13 protein-coding genes and 2 tRNA genes are annotated in these 15,747 nt (G+C 60.5%); 3 read left to right on the forward strand and 12 right to left on the reverse strand.

Annotated elements, in window-relative coordinates; translation table 11 throughout:
* Positions 1–41: 41 nt before the first annotated feature.
* A complete protein-coding gene (locus tag AB4O12_RS00370) occupies positions 42–404 on the forward strand; it encodes a diacylglycerol kinase (RefSeq protein WP_016771411.1) in 363 nt (120 codons plus the stop codon).
* Here AB4O12_RS00370 and AB4O12_RS00375 read toward each other — a convergent pair.
* On the reverse strand, positions 401–1,327 hold the full coding sequence (locus AB4O12_RS00375) for a LysR family transcriptional regulator (protein WP_024011881.1): 927 nt from the start codon (positions 1,325–1,327) through the stop codon (positions 401–403). The two genes, AB4O12_RS00370 and AB4O12_RS00375, sit on opposite strands and share 4 nt — an antisense overlap.
* A gap of 132 nt (positions 1,328–1,459) precedes the next feature.
* Between AB4O12_RS00375 and fpr the strand changes: the two genes are divergently transcribed.
* Positions 1,460–2,239, forward strand: coding sequence for a ferredoxin-NADP reductase (fpr, locus tag AB4O12_RS00380; RefSeq protein WP_007908723.1), 780 nt, complete (start codon positions 1,460–1,462; stop codon positions 2,237–2,239).
* A 179-nt stretch (positions 2,240–2,418) separates the two neighbouring features.
* Here fpr and tsaA read toward each other — a convergent pair whose 3' ends face one another.
* From tsaA to rimO, 6 genes are all read right to left on the reverse strand, one after another.
* A complete protein-coding gene (tsaA, locus tag AB4O12_RS00385) occupies positions 2,419–3,117 on the reverse strand; it encodes a tRNA (N6-threonylcarbamoyladenosine(37)-N6)-methyltransferase TrmO (RefSeq protein WP_460060073.1) in 699 nt (232 codons plus the stop codon).
* Between the two features lie 182 nt (positions 3,118–3,299).
* Positions 3,300–4,070: an SDR family oxidoreductase gene (locus AB4O12_RS00390; RefSeq protein ID WP_460060075.1), complete on the reverse strand. Its 771-nt coding sequence runs from the start codon at positions 4,068–4,070 to the stop codon at positions 3,300–3,302.
* A 166-nt stretch (positions 4,071–4,236) separates the two neighbouring features.
* Entirely contained in the window at positions 4,237–4,704 is a 468-nt protein-coding gene (locus AB4O12_RS00395) for a YehS family protein (RefSeq protein ID WP_016771408.1), read from the reverse strand.
* A 70-nt stretch (positions 4,705–4,774) separates the two neighbouring features.
* A complete protein-coding gene (locus AB4O12_RS00400; protein ID WP_039762586.1) occupies positions 4,775–5,485 on the reverse strand; it encodes an rRNA pseudouridine synthase in 711 nt (236 codons plus the stop codon).
* Between the two features lie 189 nt (positions 5,486–5,674).
* Positions 5,675–6,148 (reverse strand): GNAT family N-acetyltransferase, encoded by a 474-nt coding sequence (locus AB4O12_RS00405; RefSeq protein WP_056783318.1) that lies wholly within the window; start codon positions 6,146–6,148, stop codon positions 5,675–5,677.
* A gap of 321 nt (positions 6,149–6,469) precedes the next feature.
* On the reverse strand, positions 6,470–7,807 hold the full coding sequence (gene rimO / locus AB4O12_RS00410; protein ID WP_024011887.1) for a 30S ribosomal protein S12 methylthiotransferase RimO: 1,338 nt from the start codon (positions 7,805–7,807) through the stop codon (positions 6,470–6,472).
* 349 nt (positions 7,808–8,156) lie between these two features.
* Between rimO and AB4O12_RS00415 the strand changes: the two genes are divergently transcribed.
* Entirely contained in the window at positions 8,157–9,998 is a 1,842-nt protein-coding gene (locus AB4O12_RS00415) for a potassium transporter Kup (RefSeq protein WP_460062520.1), read from the forward strand.
* Positions 9,999–10,196: 198 nt separating this feature from the next.
* Here the strand turns inward: AB4O12_RS00415 and AB4O12_RS00420 are convergent, their stop codons facing one another.
* The 5 genes from AB4O12_RS00420 to AB4O12_RS00440 form a co-directional block, all read right to left on the reverse strand.
* Positions 10,197–10,526 (reverse strand): DUF3077 domain-containing protein, encoded by a 330-nt coding sequence (locus AB4O12_RS00420; protein WP_460060077.1) that lies wholly within the window; start codon positions 10,524–10,526, stop codon positions 10,197–10,199.
* Positions 10,527–11,045: 519 nt separating this feature from the next.
* Positions 11,046–12,341, reverse strand: coding sequence for a virulence factor family protein (locus AB4O12_RS00425; protein ID WP_252877594.1), 1,296 nt, complete (start codon positions 12,339–12,341; stop codon positions 11,046–11,048).
* A complete protein-coding gene (mprF, locus tag AB4O12_RS00430) occupies positions 12,341–14,980 on the reverse strand; it encodes a bifunctional lysylphosphatidylglycerol flippase/synthetase MprF (RefSeq protein WP_460060078.1) in 2,640 nt (879 codons plus the stop codon). The genes AB4O12_RS00425 and mprF overlap by 1 nt, the downstream gene beginning before the upstream one ends.
* 279 nt (positions 14,981–15,259) lie before the next feature.
* Positions 15,260–15,336 (reverse strand) — tRNA-Met (locus AB4O12_RS00435).
* Positions 15,337–15,553: 217 nt separating this feature from the next.
* Positions 15,554–15,630 (reverse strand) — tRNA-Met (locus AB4O12_RS00440).
* Positions 15,631–15,747: the final 117 nt, after the last annotated feature.

The following is a 15,747-nucleotide window of genomic DNA, read 5'->3' on the forward strand; positions in this document are numbered from 1 at the left end:
TGATCTAGCTTCCCCACACCTTTTTGGCTGGTTTCTTTCTTATGTCACCTTTCAAGGGCCAGACCGGCCTGAAACGCATCCTCAACGCGTCCGGCTATTCGCTCGATGGCCTGCGCGCCGCCTTCACTGGCGAAGCGGCATTCCGCCAACTGGTGCTGCTCAACGTGGTGCTGATTCCGCTGACATTCTTCCTCAATGTCAGCCGGGTCGAGCAGGCGGTGTTGATCGCGGTTTGCTTGCTGGCGCTGATTGTCGAGCTGCTCAATTCGGCGGTGGAAGCGGCCATTGACCGCATCTCGCTGGAATTGCATCCGCTGTCGAAGAACGCCAAGGACATGGGCAGCGCCGCGCAGTTCGTGGCGCTGAGCATGATCGGACTGGTGTGGGCGGTGATTCTGCTTTAAGCGATGGTCGGCAAGACGATCTCGTCGCTGCGCTGCACCCCGGCGGTGAATGCTCGGCACAGCTCGAGAAACTCGCGCATCGCTGAAGTCTGGTACTTCTGTTTGTGCCAGATGAAATAGAACTGCCGGGCCAGGTCCAGATCCGGCGTCTCCACCGGCACCAGACTGCCGCGCCGGAAGGCATCGCGCAGCGCCAGCCGCGAAATGCAGCCAATCCCCAAGCCAGATTCCACTGCACGTTTGATCGCTTCGGTGTGTTCCAGCTCGAGACGAATATTCAGCGCGCTGCGATGGTGACGCATGGCCTGGTCGAAGGTCAGCCGCGTGCCGGAACCCTGTTCCCGCAGAATCCATGCCTCATGGGTCAGCTCTTCCATCGTCGCACTGCCGCGTTTGGCCAACGGATGCTGCGGCGCGCAAAACACCACCAGCTCATCCTCGACCCAACTCTGCACTTCGATGTCAGGGTGGCTGCAATCGCCTTCGATTAGACCTAGATCAATTTCGTAGTGGGCGACCTGCTGCACGATATTGGCAGTGTTCTGCACGTGCAGCTTGACCTGACTTTCCGGGTGGCGCTGCATGAAGCTGCCGATCAGCAGGGTGGCCAGATAGTTGCCAATGGTCAGCGTCGCCCCCACTGATAACGAGCCGAAACCGGATTTGCCATTAAGCAGGTCTTCGATTTCCTTGGCCTGGTCGAGCAGGGCCACCGCTTGCGGCAACAGCTGTTTGCCGAGGGCGTTGAGGCTCAGGCGTTTGCCGGCGCGGTCGAACAGCTGGCAGCTGGACTGGCGCTCGAGCTCGGTGATCGAAGTGCTGGCCGCCGATTGCGAGAGGTTGAGCAGACCCGCAGCACGGGATACGCTTTCCTGCTGGGCGACGGCAACGAAGACTTGCAGTTGACGGAGAGTAAATCGCATATCGATATAACCGATAACCCTTATCTTAATAATCCAGTTAACAGATATTGTCGTCGCTATTAGAATGCGATGCAATTGCGCACGTTAAGCCTCATTGAGCCGCGCAGACCAATCTCCAGGAGTCAAACGTACATGAGCAACATGAACCACGAGCGTGTCCTCAGTGTTCATCACTGGAACGACACTCTGTTCAGCTTCAAGTGCACCCGCGATCCGGGCCTGCGCTTCGAGAACGGTCAGTTCGTGATGATCGGCCTGCAACAGCCCAATGGCCGCCCGCTTATGCGCGCTTACTCGATCGCCAGCCCGAACTGGGAAGAGCATCTCGAGTTCTTCAGCATCAAAGTGCAGGACGGTCCGCTGACCTCCCAATTGCAGCACTTGAAGGAAGGCGACGAGATCATCATCTCGAAGAAGCCTACCGGCACGCTGGTTCTTGATGACCTGAACCCGGGCAAGCACCTGTACCTGCTGAGCACCGGCACCGGTCTGGCGCCTTTCATGAGCGTGATTCAGGACCCGGAAACCTACGAGCGCTTTGAGAAAGTGATCCTGGTTCACGGTGTGCGCTACGTCAACGAAGTCGCTTACCGCGAATTCATCACTGAGCACCTGCCGCAGAACGAGTTCTTCGGCGAAGCGCTGCGTGACAAGCTGATCTACTACCCGACCGTGACCCGCGAGCCGTTCGAGAATCAGGGACGCCTGACTGACCTGATGCGCAGCGGCAAGCTGTTCAGCGACATCGGCCTGCCACCGATCAACCCGCAGGACGATCGCGCGATGATCTGCGGCAGCCCGAGCATGCTCGACGAGACCAGCGAAGTGCTCGACAGCTTCGGCCTGAAAATCTCGGCGCGGATGCGCGAGCCGGGTGATTACCTGATCGAGCGTGCGTTCGTAGAGAAGTAAGCGCCACAGAGAGCCCCCATTGCCTTGGCAGGCAATGGGGGCTTTTTTATGCCCGAAGCATTTCCTTCATGCCTGCCACGATCCAAGGAGCTGCCGAAGGCTGCGATCTTTTGATCTTGCTTTTTAAAATCAAGATCAAAAGATCGCAGCCTTCGGCAGCTCCTACACTGGGCGCGGTTTCAGGCTGTGGCCGGGATGACTTCCAGCACGCGGATCTGTTCGGGCGTCGGGTAATGCCAGCGCACGTCCAGATCCCAGAACTGCGCACCATATTCACGTTCCGCTGCCGGTGTCTGATACGCCGGGCGCGGATCCTGAGCCAGGCACTGTTCAATCAGCTCAACCAATGGCTCTTCAAGCCGCTGAGCGTGGGTGTGCGCTTGTTTCAAGGCTGACTCCGCCCACTGGACGTCGATCAACTGCGGCGCCGCGCTGGCGATGTCATTGGTTGCCCCGGGGATGATGTCGGCGTACGGCACGTACGGTTTGATATCCAGCACCGGCGTGCCGTCGAGCAGATCGATCCCGGAGATAAACAGCCGATTACCTTCGACCCTGTCCAGCTTCACCACCGACTGGCCAATGCCGTTCGGCCGGTGCGTGGCGCGGGTGGCGAACACGCCCATCGACTTGTTGCCGCCCAGGCGTGGCGGGCGCACTTTCAGTCGCGGTTTGTCTTCCAGGGCTTGGTGGAACAGAAACAACAGCCACACATGGCTGACCTGCTCCAGCCCCTGCACGGCGTCACCCTGGTCGAACGGCGCGACCAGTTCCAGCACGCCACGGGCGGCCGGGGCCAGTTGTGGCTGGCGGGGGATGGCGAACTTCTCCTTGAAGCAGGAGCGCACGAAGCCGATGGGGGAGACGCTGTAAGTCATGGTCTGGGATCGAAGCGGGTAGGGCGGGCATGATAACCCGGCTCGCTTCAAGTCTGGTGGTGACAGGGCGGACGCCATCGCTGGCAAGCCAGCTCCCACAGGTTTTTGAGTGAACCCGGATTGTTCAAACACCCAAGAACCCTGTGGGAGCTGGCTTGCCAGCGATAGTCACACCGCCGATGTCAGAGGCTGAACCCACCATCAAGAGGAATGATATTCCCGGTCATATAAGCCCCCGCCGTACTCGCCAGGCTGATCGCCAGCGCCGCCATCTCTTCCTCACGCCCCCAGCGCTTCATCGGAATCAGCGCAGTATCCTCAGCCAATGCCTGTTCATCATTACCAATATGGTGGGTCATCTTGCTCGGAAAGCGACCCGGCGCAATCACGTTGACGTTGATGTGCTGGCTCACCAGTTCCCGCGCCAGAATGCGCGATAACTGATGCAGTGCCGCTTTGCTCGGCCCATAGGCATACGCCTGCTCGCCAAACGAAGAAATCCCCGCCACAGAACCGATATTGATGATCCGCGCCGGATTCGCCGCCGAGCCAGCCCTGCGCAGCAACGGCAGAAACTGCTGGATGCAACTGAACACCGACGTCACGTTGAGCTGCATGACCTTTTCCCAGCCCTTGACCGGATAACTCTCCAGCGGCGCGCCCCACGTGGTGCCGGCGTTGTTCACCAGAATGTCCAGATGAGTGATCTGCTCACCCAGGCGCGTGGCCAGTTCCCGCACGCCTTCTTCGGTCGCCAGATTCGCCGCCACGCCGTGGCAACTGCCCAGCGCGCCAAGTTCTTCGGCGGTTTGCTGGCAGGCTTCGACGTCGCGCGAGCACACGTAGACATGGGCGCCGGCCTCGACGAACGCCTTGGCGATCATCTTGCCGATACCACGAGTACCGCCAGTCACCAGAGCGGTGCGGCCTTGCAGGGAGAAGTAGGGATGCATGGCGAGTCCTGAAGATTAGGGATCGATACACCCTAGTCGTCAGCCGCGAAAAGCGGAGCCACTATTTTTGCAGGGAATGAGGGGCCATGCGGCCAGCTTCGAGTTGCAAGCCACAAGCGGCAAGTTAAAGCAGGGGCTAACTTGCAGCTTGCAGCTTGCAGCTGCTTTACGCTCTCACGCGCAGCGTGAGCCCTTTGAGGAAGTTACGCAGCAACTGGTCGCCACAAGGACGGTAGTTGGTGTGGCCGACCTTGCGGAACAGCGCGCTCAGTTCGGGTTTGGATACCGGAAACTCGGCGGCTTTGAGGATCGCGTGCATGTCGTCTTCTTTCAGTTCGAAGGCCACGCGCAGTTTTTTCAGGATGATGTTGTTGGTCACCGGCACTTCGATCGGCTGTGGCGGACGGCTTTCGTCCTTGCCGCGCTTGAAGATCACCAGGCCGTCGAGGAAGTGCGCGATGACTTCGTCCGGGCAGCGTACGAAGCCTTCTTCGTCTTCTTCTTTCTTGTCGAGCCAGGTGATGACATCGGCGAGCGTGACGTCCATGCCGCCCAGTTTGATGATCTCGACAACCTTCTTGTCGCTGATGTCGAGCATGTAGCGCACGCTGCGCAGTACGTCGTTATGAACCATGTCGGTATTCCTGATGCGTTGTGGGCAGCGCTCGTAAGCACTGCCGAAATGTGTGGCGGCAGTGGAAGTTCTAGAACTTCTCTTTGCCGGACAGGTAGCGCCACTGACCGAGCGGGACCTTGCCGATCGAGACGCCGCCGATGCGGATGCGGCGGATGCCGATGACCTTCAGGCCGACCGCTTCGCAGAACTGCGCGATGATCCCCGGCTGCGGATTTTTCATGGCGAAGCGCAGACGGTTTTCGTTCTGCCAACTGGCCTTGACCGGCGGCAGCTCCTTGCCCTTGTGCGTCAGGCCATGTTGCAGGCGGTTGAGGCCGTGGGCAGCCATCTCACCTTCGACTTCGACGATGTATTCCTGCTCGATCTTCGCCGCGTCGGCGGTGAGTTTGCGCAGGATTTTCCAGTCTTGGGTGAACACCAGCAGGCCGCTGGCCTTGGGCTGCAGGTCGGCGCTGGCGGTCAGGCGCAGGAAATGCCCGCGCAACGGACGCTTGCCGTAGCGATGCTCTTCGCTGAGGGTTTCGGCGCTGAGCGATTGCATGGCGCTGTCGACATCCATGCCGGCGGGCGCGTTAAGCAGGATGGTCACCGGCTCCGGCGCGGTGGCCTTGGCGTCCTTGTCGAGCTCGACCTTTTGCTCGCCGACCTTGAATTGCGGCTCATCGATGACTTCGCCGTCCACGGTGACCCAGCCGCCCTCGATGAACAGCTCGGCCTCCCGGCGGGAGCAACCGACCAGTTCGATGAGGCGTTTGGAGAGGCGGATCGGGTCAGTCATGACGGGGCCGTAACAAAAAAGGGGTGGGCATTGTACCTGTGTGGAAGCGGTTAAGCCCGGTTCCATTTGCAGGGTGTTGGTATTCCCTGTGGGAGCTGGCTTGCCTGCGATGGTATCAACTCGGTATTTCTCGTACACCGCGGCGTCTGCATCGCTGGCAAGCCAGCTCCCACAGGGTTCCAGGTTGTGTCAGGCATGGTTCGCGCGCTGTTGGGACTGCCGCAAGCGCATATGCAGCAGCGGATACGGCTGGCCCATGCCATCGACGTCGGAGCGGCCGATCACCTCGAAGCCCTGTTTCTCGTAAAAACCCAAGGCTTGCGGATTCTGTTCGTTGACGTCGAGTTCATCGGCGTTGAGCCGTTCGATCGCATAGCGCAGCAACTGCTTGCCCAGTCCCTGACCACGATGGTCGGGATCGATGAACAGCATTTCAATCTTGCCCGCCGCGACACCGGCAAACCCGGTGATGCGCTGCTGGCGGTCCTTGGTGCAGATCAGCATTACCGCATCGAGATAGCGGGTGAGCACCAGATTGCGCAGCAGCTCGATATAGCTGTCCGGCAGAAAATCATGTGTCGCGCGAACCGAGGCCTCCCAGACCCGGGTCAGTTCCTGGTAATCGCTGAGTTTCGGTGTGTGGATGACCGAATGCTGACGCATGTGCGTGTGCCTCTTGTGCGGTTCAAGGGAGTCCGTCCCCCGCTAAACGATAGCCGCAAAAAAGCCCCGTATCTCGGAAAAGAGCGGGGCTTTTTGGATTTGTTGCGGTGTCTGGCTGGCTATTTCTGTCGCCAGCAAGATCTCTCCCCCTCACCCCAACCCTCTCCCCAGAGGGGGCGAGGGGGAAGGGAGCTGAACTTCGTGCTTTTCAAACCTGAGTTCGACCGGATAGCTCAGGTCGATGTACCTAGAAAGAACAACACGGTCAGCTCCCCTCTCCCTCTGGGAGAGGGCTGGGGTGAGGGGCTTTTGATCTTCAGATCAGATCTGCTCAGCCCACAGATCATATTCGTCAGCGTCAGTCACCTTGCACCAGACCTTGTCGCCCGGCTTCAGATTGCTGCCGTTGTCGATAAACACGTTGCCATCGATTTCCGGGGCGTCGAAGAAGCAACGGCCGACCGCGCCTTGCTCGTCCACCTCATCCACCAGCACTTCAATCTCACGACCAATGCGCATCTGCAGACGTGCCGAGCTGATCGCCTGCTGGTGCGCCATGAAGCGTTCCCAACGGTCTTGCTTGACGTCGTCCGGGACCACTTCCAGATCCAGATCGTTGGCCGGTGCGCCATCCACCGGCGAGTACTGGAAGCAGCCGACGCGGTCGAGCTGGGCCTCGGTCAGCCAGTTGAGCAGGTACTGGAAGTCTTCTTCGGTTTCGCCCGGGAAGCCGACGATGAAGGTCGAACGGATGATCAGGTCCGGGCAGATTTCGCGCCAGTTCTTGATCCGCGCCAGGGTCTTGTCTTCGAACGCCGGGCGTTTCATCGACTTCAACACTTTCGGGCTGGCGTGCTGGAACGGGATATCCAGGTACGGCAGGATCTTGCCGGCGGCCATCAGCGGGATCAGCTCGTCGACGTGCGGGTACGGGTAAACGTAGTGCAGGCGGACCCAGACGCCCAGCGTGCTCAGCGCTTCGCACAGTTCGGTCATGCGGGTTTTCACCGGCGCGCCGTTCCAGAAGCCGGTGCGGTATTTCACGTCGACGCCGTAGGCGCTGGTGTCTTGCGAGATCACCAGCAGCTCTTTGACGCCGGATTTGACCAGGCGCTGCGCCTCGTCGAGCACATCACCGACCGGACGGCTGACCAGTTTGCCGCGCATCGACGGGATGATGCAGAACGAGCAGCTGTGGTTGCAGCCTTCGGAAATCTTCAGGTACGCGTAGTGGCGCGGGGTCAGTTTGATGCCTTGCGGCGGCACCAGGTCGATCAGCGGGTTGTGATCCTGACGCGGCGGCACCACTTCGTGCACGGCGTTGACCACTTGCTCGTACTGCTGCGGGCCGGTCACGGCCAGCACGCTCGGGTGTACGTCGCGGATGTTGCCTTCTTCCACGCCCATGCAGCCGGTAACGATGACCTTGCCGTTTTCCTTGATCGCTTCGCCGATCACTTCCAGCGACTCGGCCTTGGCCGAATCGATGAAACCGCAGGTGTTGACCACCACGACGTCGGCGTCCTGATAGGTGGACACCACGTCATAGCCTTCCATGCGCAGCTGGGTCAGGATGCGCTCGGAGTCGACCAGTGCTTTCGGGCAACCCAGAGATACAAAGCCAACCTTTGGATTGGCCGGCGCAGGAGTGGTGGACATGTCTAACCTCGGTGTTTTGTGACGTCGCTTGCTTGGTGCGCAAGCCGACGGATGGGCGCTTAGGGCGCGCCTCTGATCAAAAAGTGCGCAATTCTAGCGGCGGGCAACGCACTTGACCAGCTTTATACGGGGAAATACGACGAGTGCTGCGCTATGCTTCGCGCCGTTGAGCTTTACCGATTTCGTGCAGTCAATCATTGGTCTGTAACAACAGGTAAAACAGCGCATGCTGCAACTCAAAGCATAGTGCTTCCATCAAAGAAGCCGGTATCGAGATCAGGAGTGTTGGATGGGTCAGGCAAGTAGTCATGCGGCGGGCGCCGAGGGTTCGGCAAGCAGACCGCTGAGCATGCTGGTCGCGGCGGTCGGGGTGGTTTATGGCGACATCGGCACGAGCCCGTTGTACACCCTCAAGGAAGTGTTTTCCGGCGGTTACGGTGTGGCGGTCAATCACGACGGCGTGCTGGGCATTCTGTCGTTGATCTTCTGGTCGCTGATCTGGGTGGTCTCGATCAAGTACATGATGTTCGTCCTGCGCGCCGACAACCAGGGCGAGGGTGGGATTATGGCCCTCACCGCACTGGCACGGCGGGCAGCGGCGGGGCGCAAGCGCCTGCGCACGCTGTTGGTGGTGTGCGGGCTGATCGGCGCGGCGCTGTTCTATGGCGACAGCATGATCACCCCGGCCATTTCGGTGCTGTCGGCGATCGAAGGCCTTGGCCTGGCGTTTGACGGCATTGATCACTGGGTGGTGCCGCTGTCGCTGGTGGTGCTGGTCGCCTTGTTTCTGATTCAGCGCCACGGCACCGCGCGGATCGGCATTCTGTTCGGGCCGATCATGGTCACCTGGTTCCTCGTCCTCGGCGCGCTCGGTGTGTACGGCATCAGCCACACGCCGGAAGTGCTGCATGCGCTTAACCCGATGTGGGCGGTGAATTTTTTCGTCGTGCACCCAGGCATGGGCGTAGCGATCCTCGGCGCGGTAGTGCTGGCGCTGACCGGCGCGGAAGCGCTGTACGCCGACATGGGCCACTTCGGTCGCAAGCCGATCGCCCGCGCCTGGTTTCTGCTGGTGCTGCCGGCGCTGGTGCTCAACTACTTCGGCCAGGGCGCATTGCTGCTGGAAAACCCGGAAGCCGCGCGCAACCCGTTCTATCTGCTGGCGCCGAGCTGGGCGCTGATTCCGCTGGTCGGCCTGTCGACCCTGGCCACGGTGATCGCTTCGCAAGCGGTGATTTCCGGCGCGTTCTCCCTGACCCGTCAGGCGATCCAGCTCGGTTACATCCCGCGCATGTACATCCAGCACACCTCCAGCGACGAACAAGGCCAGATCTACATCGGCGCGGTGAACTGGGCGCTGATGGTCGGCGTGGTGCTGTTGGTGCTGGGCTTCGAATCCTCCGGTGCACTGGCCTCGGCCTACGGCGTCGCAGTGACCGGCACTATGCTGATGACCACCATTCTGGTGTCGGCGGTCATGCTGCTGCTGTGGAAATGGCCACCGATCCTTGCGGTGCCGGTGTTGATCGGCTTCCTGTTGGTGGATGGTCTGTATTTCGCTGCCAACGTGCCGAAGATCGTTCAGGGCGGCGCCTTCCCGGTGATCGCCGGTATCGCCCTGTTCGTGCTGATGACCACCTGGAAGCGCGGCAAACAGCTGCTGGTCGAACGCCTCGACGAAGGCGCGCTGCCGCTGCCGATCTTCATCAGCAGCATCCGCGTGCAACCGCCGCATCGGGTGCAAGGCACCGCGGTGTTCCTCACCGCACGCTCCGACGCCGTACCGCACGCGTTGTTGCACAATCTGCTGCATAACCAGGTGTTGCATGAGCAAGTGGTGTTGCTGACGGTGGTCTACGAAGACATCCCGCGCGTACCGCCATCGCGGCGCTTCGAGGTCGAAGCGCACGGCGAAGGCTTCTTCCGGGTGATCCTGCACTTCGGTTTCACCGACGAGCCAGACGTGCCGCAGGCGTTGAAGCTGTGTCATCTGGATGATCTGGACTTCAGTCCGATGCGTACCACCTACTTCCTCAGCCGCGAGACGGTGATTGCTTCGAAGCTGGAAGGCATGGCGCGTTGGCGTGAGGCGTTGTTTGCGTTCATGTTGAAGAATGCCAATGGCAATTTGCGGTTCTTTAATTTGCCGTTGAACCGGGTGATTGAGTTGGGGACGCAGGTGGAGATGTAAGCCTGACCTCAACTGAAAAGCCCCTGTCAGCCTTGTGGTTGGCGGGGGCTTTTTTGTGCCTGTGCCCAATCCCTCAAACCACCGCTGATTCCCTGTGGGAGCGAGCCTGCTCGCGAAGGCGTAGTGTCAGTCGAAGCATGTGGTGGCTGAACCACCGCATTCGCGAGCAGGCTCGCTCCCACAGGGTATTGGGTTGAATCAAGAGGTGCGTTCAGACAGATCAGCTTCAGATTCAGTCTTCGTCCGCGCAGGTCGTGGGATCAGCGCTTGGATCACGTCATCAACCAAGGCTTTGCCCATCACCGTCAGGTAATGCGCAGCCCAGGCATGGCGGTCGGTGTCTCTGATGAAGGCGGCGTCTTCTGCGAAGGATTTGGCAAGGGACAGCAGGTCGGAGGATTGGGACAAGGCATTGATGATCGGGACGCCGGAGCGGACATTGAAGAACGCTTGATCCGAGTTGTAGAGGAAAGGGGTGAAGCCGATGGTTTTAACGTTTGCGAGTCCGTGCAGATCAGTTTCGGTCATCGTGTTACTCCTTGGTTCGAAGTGCCGAGACTTTCGTTACCACGCGAAAGGGAGGCAGCTGTACGCAGGGTGGTAAACCGGGAACCAAGGAAACCGGCACGCCAGAAGGCGTCCCACGCACAGCCGCCATAACTCGATGAGCGCGCTGTTGCGATGGTTTCTCCGGGTTACCACACCCGATCGCTGAATGGGTCAGCGACCTCCGGAGAGTATCCCGTCGAAAAACAGCGCAATAGAGCGGCACAGCGCCCCAACAAGAGTTTCGGAGTTTGCCTACAAGGTCTGTGGGCGTCATCTGATATTGCGAGACTGGAAGTAAACGAAAGTAAACACTTGGCACTTTTTTCTCTGTGGGAGCGAGCCTGCTCGCGAAGGCGTAGTGTCAGTCGCCGAATCTGTAAACTGACCCACCGCTTTCGCGAGCAGGCTCGCTCCCACAGGGATTTTGGTGGCTGTTGGGATGTAAAAAGCCCCCGCAACCGTGAAGTTGCGGGGGCTTTTTTGTGGATGCGCTTCAGATCACTCTTCGGCGACCGAGTCCTTGCTCTGGCGCTTCTGAATCAAGTCCACCAAACGCTTGGCCAGCGCTGGATAGTTCTCATCGAAGTGATGCCCGCCGGGCAGTTTCACCGCTTCGCCGACAGCAGTCTTGTCGGTGCAGCCACTTTCATCCGTCTCTTCTTCGCCATAGATGCACACAACCTTGGCCGCTGGCAGCTTGGCCATTTCCGGGCCGGTCGCGGCTTCTTTGCCGGCGTTGCCCAGCCAGCCTTCGACTTCGATTTCGAAGCTGCCGGTGCGGGCGAAGGCGAGCAGGATGATCGCGTCGACGCGTTGCTGTTCGTTCTCTGGCAGGCGGTTGTAGATCGCCGGCAGGACGTCAGCGCCGAACGAATAGCCGGTGAGGATGAAGCGCTTGGTGCCCCATTTCTGCCGGTAGTGCTGCATCAGTTCGGTGAGGTCGAGTGCGCTTTGCTCCGGGCTCTTGTGCTGCCAGTAGTAGCGCAGGGTGTCGATGCCGACGACCGGGTAGCCGATCTTGGCCATTTCGCCCGCCACGTCACGGTCGAGGTCGCGCCAGCCGCCATCGCCGGAGAGGAACAGGGTCACGGTGTCGTTGGCCTGACCGGCCGGCACTTCCACGACCGGGATCGCCAGGCCGCCGTTGGCCTTGTCGCCGCCGACGAGGATTTTGCGCAGTTCGTTGTTCAGCACTTGCGGCAGATTGATGTCGTAGTCGCTGATGCTGGTTTCGGCGTTCGGCTGATCGCGCACGAAGCCCGCGCTGGCGTCGTCCGGGTTGTCGTTCCACGCCACCAGCCAGTGGCCGTGGGCGGCGGATTTCGGCAGCAGGTGAGTGCAGCCGGGTTTTTCCAGGGCCAGATCGACGGAGACGGCCTGGGCCTTGTCGTCTTTCTGTTCCGCCAGCCAGCGCCACGCCAGCACAGCGCCTGGGCCGATGCCGCTGACCAGAGTGGCCGGGCCATTCAGTTCGCGCAGGCCCGATTGCAGGGCGCGGCTTTGCAGCAGGCAGTCCTTGGGCAGAATCACCTGAACGATCTGCGCCGAAGCGCTGCGGCTGAGGGTGGTCAGTTGTTTCTCGGAAAGCTTCTGTTCGTCGGTGACGGCCACCAGCACCTGAGCCTTCGGCTTGTTGCCGGGGATCACGCGGGTCATGACCGTGCCATCGGCGGGTTTGAGCTGTTCGACGGTCGGTTCCGGTGCCGGGCGTTTGAGGTACCAGTAACCGCCGCCGGCAATCACGGCCAGCACCAGCAGGGCGGCCAGGATGTACTTCAGGGAGCGTTGAATCATCAGCGTTTCACCAATCCAGTCAAGCCGCCCGCGATCAGGGCAGCAGTATCGGCCAGCGCCACGAGCGGATCGAGTCCGGCGGGCACGGCCATATAACGGGGTTCCCAGTCGGGCTGGAACTTGTCTTTGAAGCGGCGCAAGCCTTGGAAGTTGTACAGCTGCTCACCACGGCGGAAAACCATCGAACCCAGGCGCTGGGTCAGCGGTGCGCCGCGCCGGGGTTGCAGCCCCGACAACGGCACCATGCCCAGGCTGAAGCGCGCGTATCCGTGACACTTATAGTGTTGAATCAGGCCGACCATCATGAATTCCATGGTCAGCTTCGGCGCTTCCGGGTGCGCGCGCATCAGGTCGAGACTGGCCAGGTCGTGGCTGTAGGTCTCGAGCAGATTGGCGAATGCTACCGGGCGGCCTTCGAAGCGAATCACCGCAATGCGGAAATGCTTTAGGTAATCGTCGCTGAAACGGCCGAGGGAGAAGCCTTTCTCGCGCACGTTCTTGCCGGTCAGCCAGGCATCGGAAATCACTTTCAGCTCGTCCATCGGCGCCTGGCCCGGCTCATGGATTTCCAGCGACAGACCATCGCGAGTGCCACGGTTCCAGGTGTAGCGCAGATCCTTCATCTCCTTGCCCTTGGCTTCCAGGTCGAAGCGTTGCAGATCGACCCCGGCTTCTTCGCCGAGCTTGATCGCTGTCAGGCCGATGTCCATGTAGTACGGCAGATTCTCCGCGCGCACCTGATAGAACACGGGGCGGGTGTGATGGATGTCGCAGAGATCGCGGAACTGCCAGATCATTTCCGCGCGTTGCTGGCTCGGCCCGATCGGGTCGTACAGCGCCACCAGACTGCGGCCACGGCGGGCGTACATCAGGAACGCCTCATCGTTGGGGTGAAACAGCAACGCCTTGTCACCGGTCAGCGCGAGGCCGCCGTCGGGTTGCGACGAGGCCATGAGGATTTTCGCCGCGCGATCCAGTTCGTCCGGCGTCGGCAAATGAATCACCGGGCGCGCCGTGCGCAGCAGCCAGGTCAGCGAGATGATCACCAGCAACACCGCCGCACCGAGCAGCGAGCGCAGACCGCGCGGCGCGTCAGCGTCGAGGGTGAACTGCCACCACAGCTGATGGCTGTAGGGTACGTCCTGATAGGCAAACAGCAGCAACCAGGCCGAAGCGCCCAGTACGCACAGGCTGGCGACCAGATACAGCGGCGAAAACGGCAGTTCGGTCAAACGGCTCGGACGGTAGAAGGAGCGGCGGAACACGCCGAGCAGCGCGGCCGTCAACGTCATCAGCGTGGCTTCTTCCCAGTCGAAGCCTTTGAGCAGCGAGAGCAGGGCGCCAACCAGCAGCAGAATGGTGGTCAGCATCCACGCCGCCGACAGGCGTCGACGCAGACCTTGGGCGAGCAACAGACAGAGGACGCCGATCAGGCTGGCGCCGAAGTGCGAGGCGTCGACCAGGCGATGCGGGATCAGAAAACCGATGTGCTCCAGGCGCGTGTCGATTTCCGGGGTCGCGCCGGAAAACAGCAGCACCACGCCAGACAGGAACACCAACACCGCCAGAACCGGCGCGGCCAGACCGGACGCCGCGCGCATGGTCTGGGATTGAAACAGGCGCTGGCCTTCGTTGATCAGCAGTAATACGCAGGCGACCAGCAGCGGCAGCACCACGTAGATCAGGCGATACAGCAGCAGTGCAGCGGCCAGCGGCGCGGCGCCAAGCTTGTCGGCAAATGCAGCAAGCAGAATCGCTTCGAACACACCGACGCCGCCCGGCACATGACTGAGCACGCCGGCGGCCAGCGCCAGCAGATACACCAGCAGGAACGGCGCAAACGGCGGCGCTTCCGGCAGCAACAAGTAGAGAACGGTGGCGGCAGCCGCGACATCGAGGGCGGTGATCACCAGTTGCAGAAAGGTCAGGCGTCGACCCGGCAGGCGCAGGGTGCGCCGCCCGGCACGGACCAGCAGATTGTCGGGGTAGGGTTGTTCCGGCAGACGACGACGATAGATGCCGATCGCCAGCACCGTACCAAGGATCAATACGGCAGCGGCGACCGAGCCCAGCAAGATTTCGGACAGCCCCAGCGCTTGCGAGGCGGCGGGCAGGTTGCTCAGGGTGGCCAGCGCTGCCAGTGGCGGCAAGGCGCAGCCCAGCGAGAGGCTGGCAAATAGCGTCATGTGCGCAACTTCCGACGCACCGACGCCCAGTCGCGCATATAAACGATAACGAACCGAGCCGCCGGACAGCAGCGACAGGCCGATCGCATTGCCAATCGCAAATGCGGTGAAGCCGCCGAGCGCGAGCGTGCGCGGCGGCAGTTTCACGCCAGCGTAGCGGCTGGCCGACCATTCATAGCCGAGCAGAATGATGAAACCGACCACGGTCGCACCGATGGCGCCGAGCAGGGCCGGTTTCGGCACGTCGAGAATCGAGTCATGCAACGCATAGAGATCGAGCTCGGCGAGCAGATGGCGGCAGGCAATCAGGGCAATGGCAAACAGCAGCAACGTGACGGCCAGACCGATCGGCTGACGGTATTTGCTTAATCGATCCAGCCAGCGCAAACGCTCGGGTTTGATCGGTTGTTCTGCTGTAACGGTGTCTTGTGGATCAGACGAGTTGGCGCGCATCAATCACCTCTTGGATTGTGCGCGACAGGATGGAGGTATCCAGCCAAGTTACCAATCCCTGTAGAAAAAAATAATCACAAAATACTACGCCTCTCGTCGGGCATCGGCGAGGGCAGTTCCTGGATTGCAGAAACCCTGTCTGCGACTCAAGCATAGTCGCAAGTCAGTGGTTCTGATGATCCCCAGCGGTTCACTGCACAGTGACAGATCATTGTTGCGAAAGGACTTTTTCAACAGATACAAAAAAGGCCACTCTTTCGAGTAGCCTTTTTTGATGTTTGGTTGCGGGAGCCGGATTTGAACCGACGACCTTCGGGTTATGAGCCCGACGAGCTACCAGACTGCTCCATCCCGCGTCTGTGTGGCGGCATTCTACAGGCGAACGACGAGGTGTCAACCGCTAATCCTGGAATGGGCCAAATAACTGCGAAATCGCGGCGAACGGTCGCAGGTAATGCGTAAGTTTCGGAAATGCAACAAATTGCCGTTTCGCTGGCGATTGAGCAGGGCGCGCGTTTGCAAAACAGACGCGCACAAAAAAGGCCACTCTTTCGAGTAGCCTTTTCTGATGTTTGGTTGCGGGAGCCGGATTTGAACCGACGACCTTCGGGTTATGAGCCCGACGAGCTACCAGACTGCTCCATCCCGCGTCTGTGTGGCGGCATTCTACAGAGGTTCGCGAGCGTGTCAACCGTAGATCCGGATAAATCTGTTGAGGTTCAAGCGCTTAGCGTATTTTCGCGGCGGGAGGGCGGCGCGCAGGGCAA

This window comes from Pseudomonas sp. S2_A05, assembly GCF_054668485.1.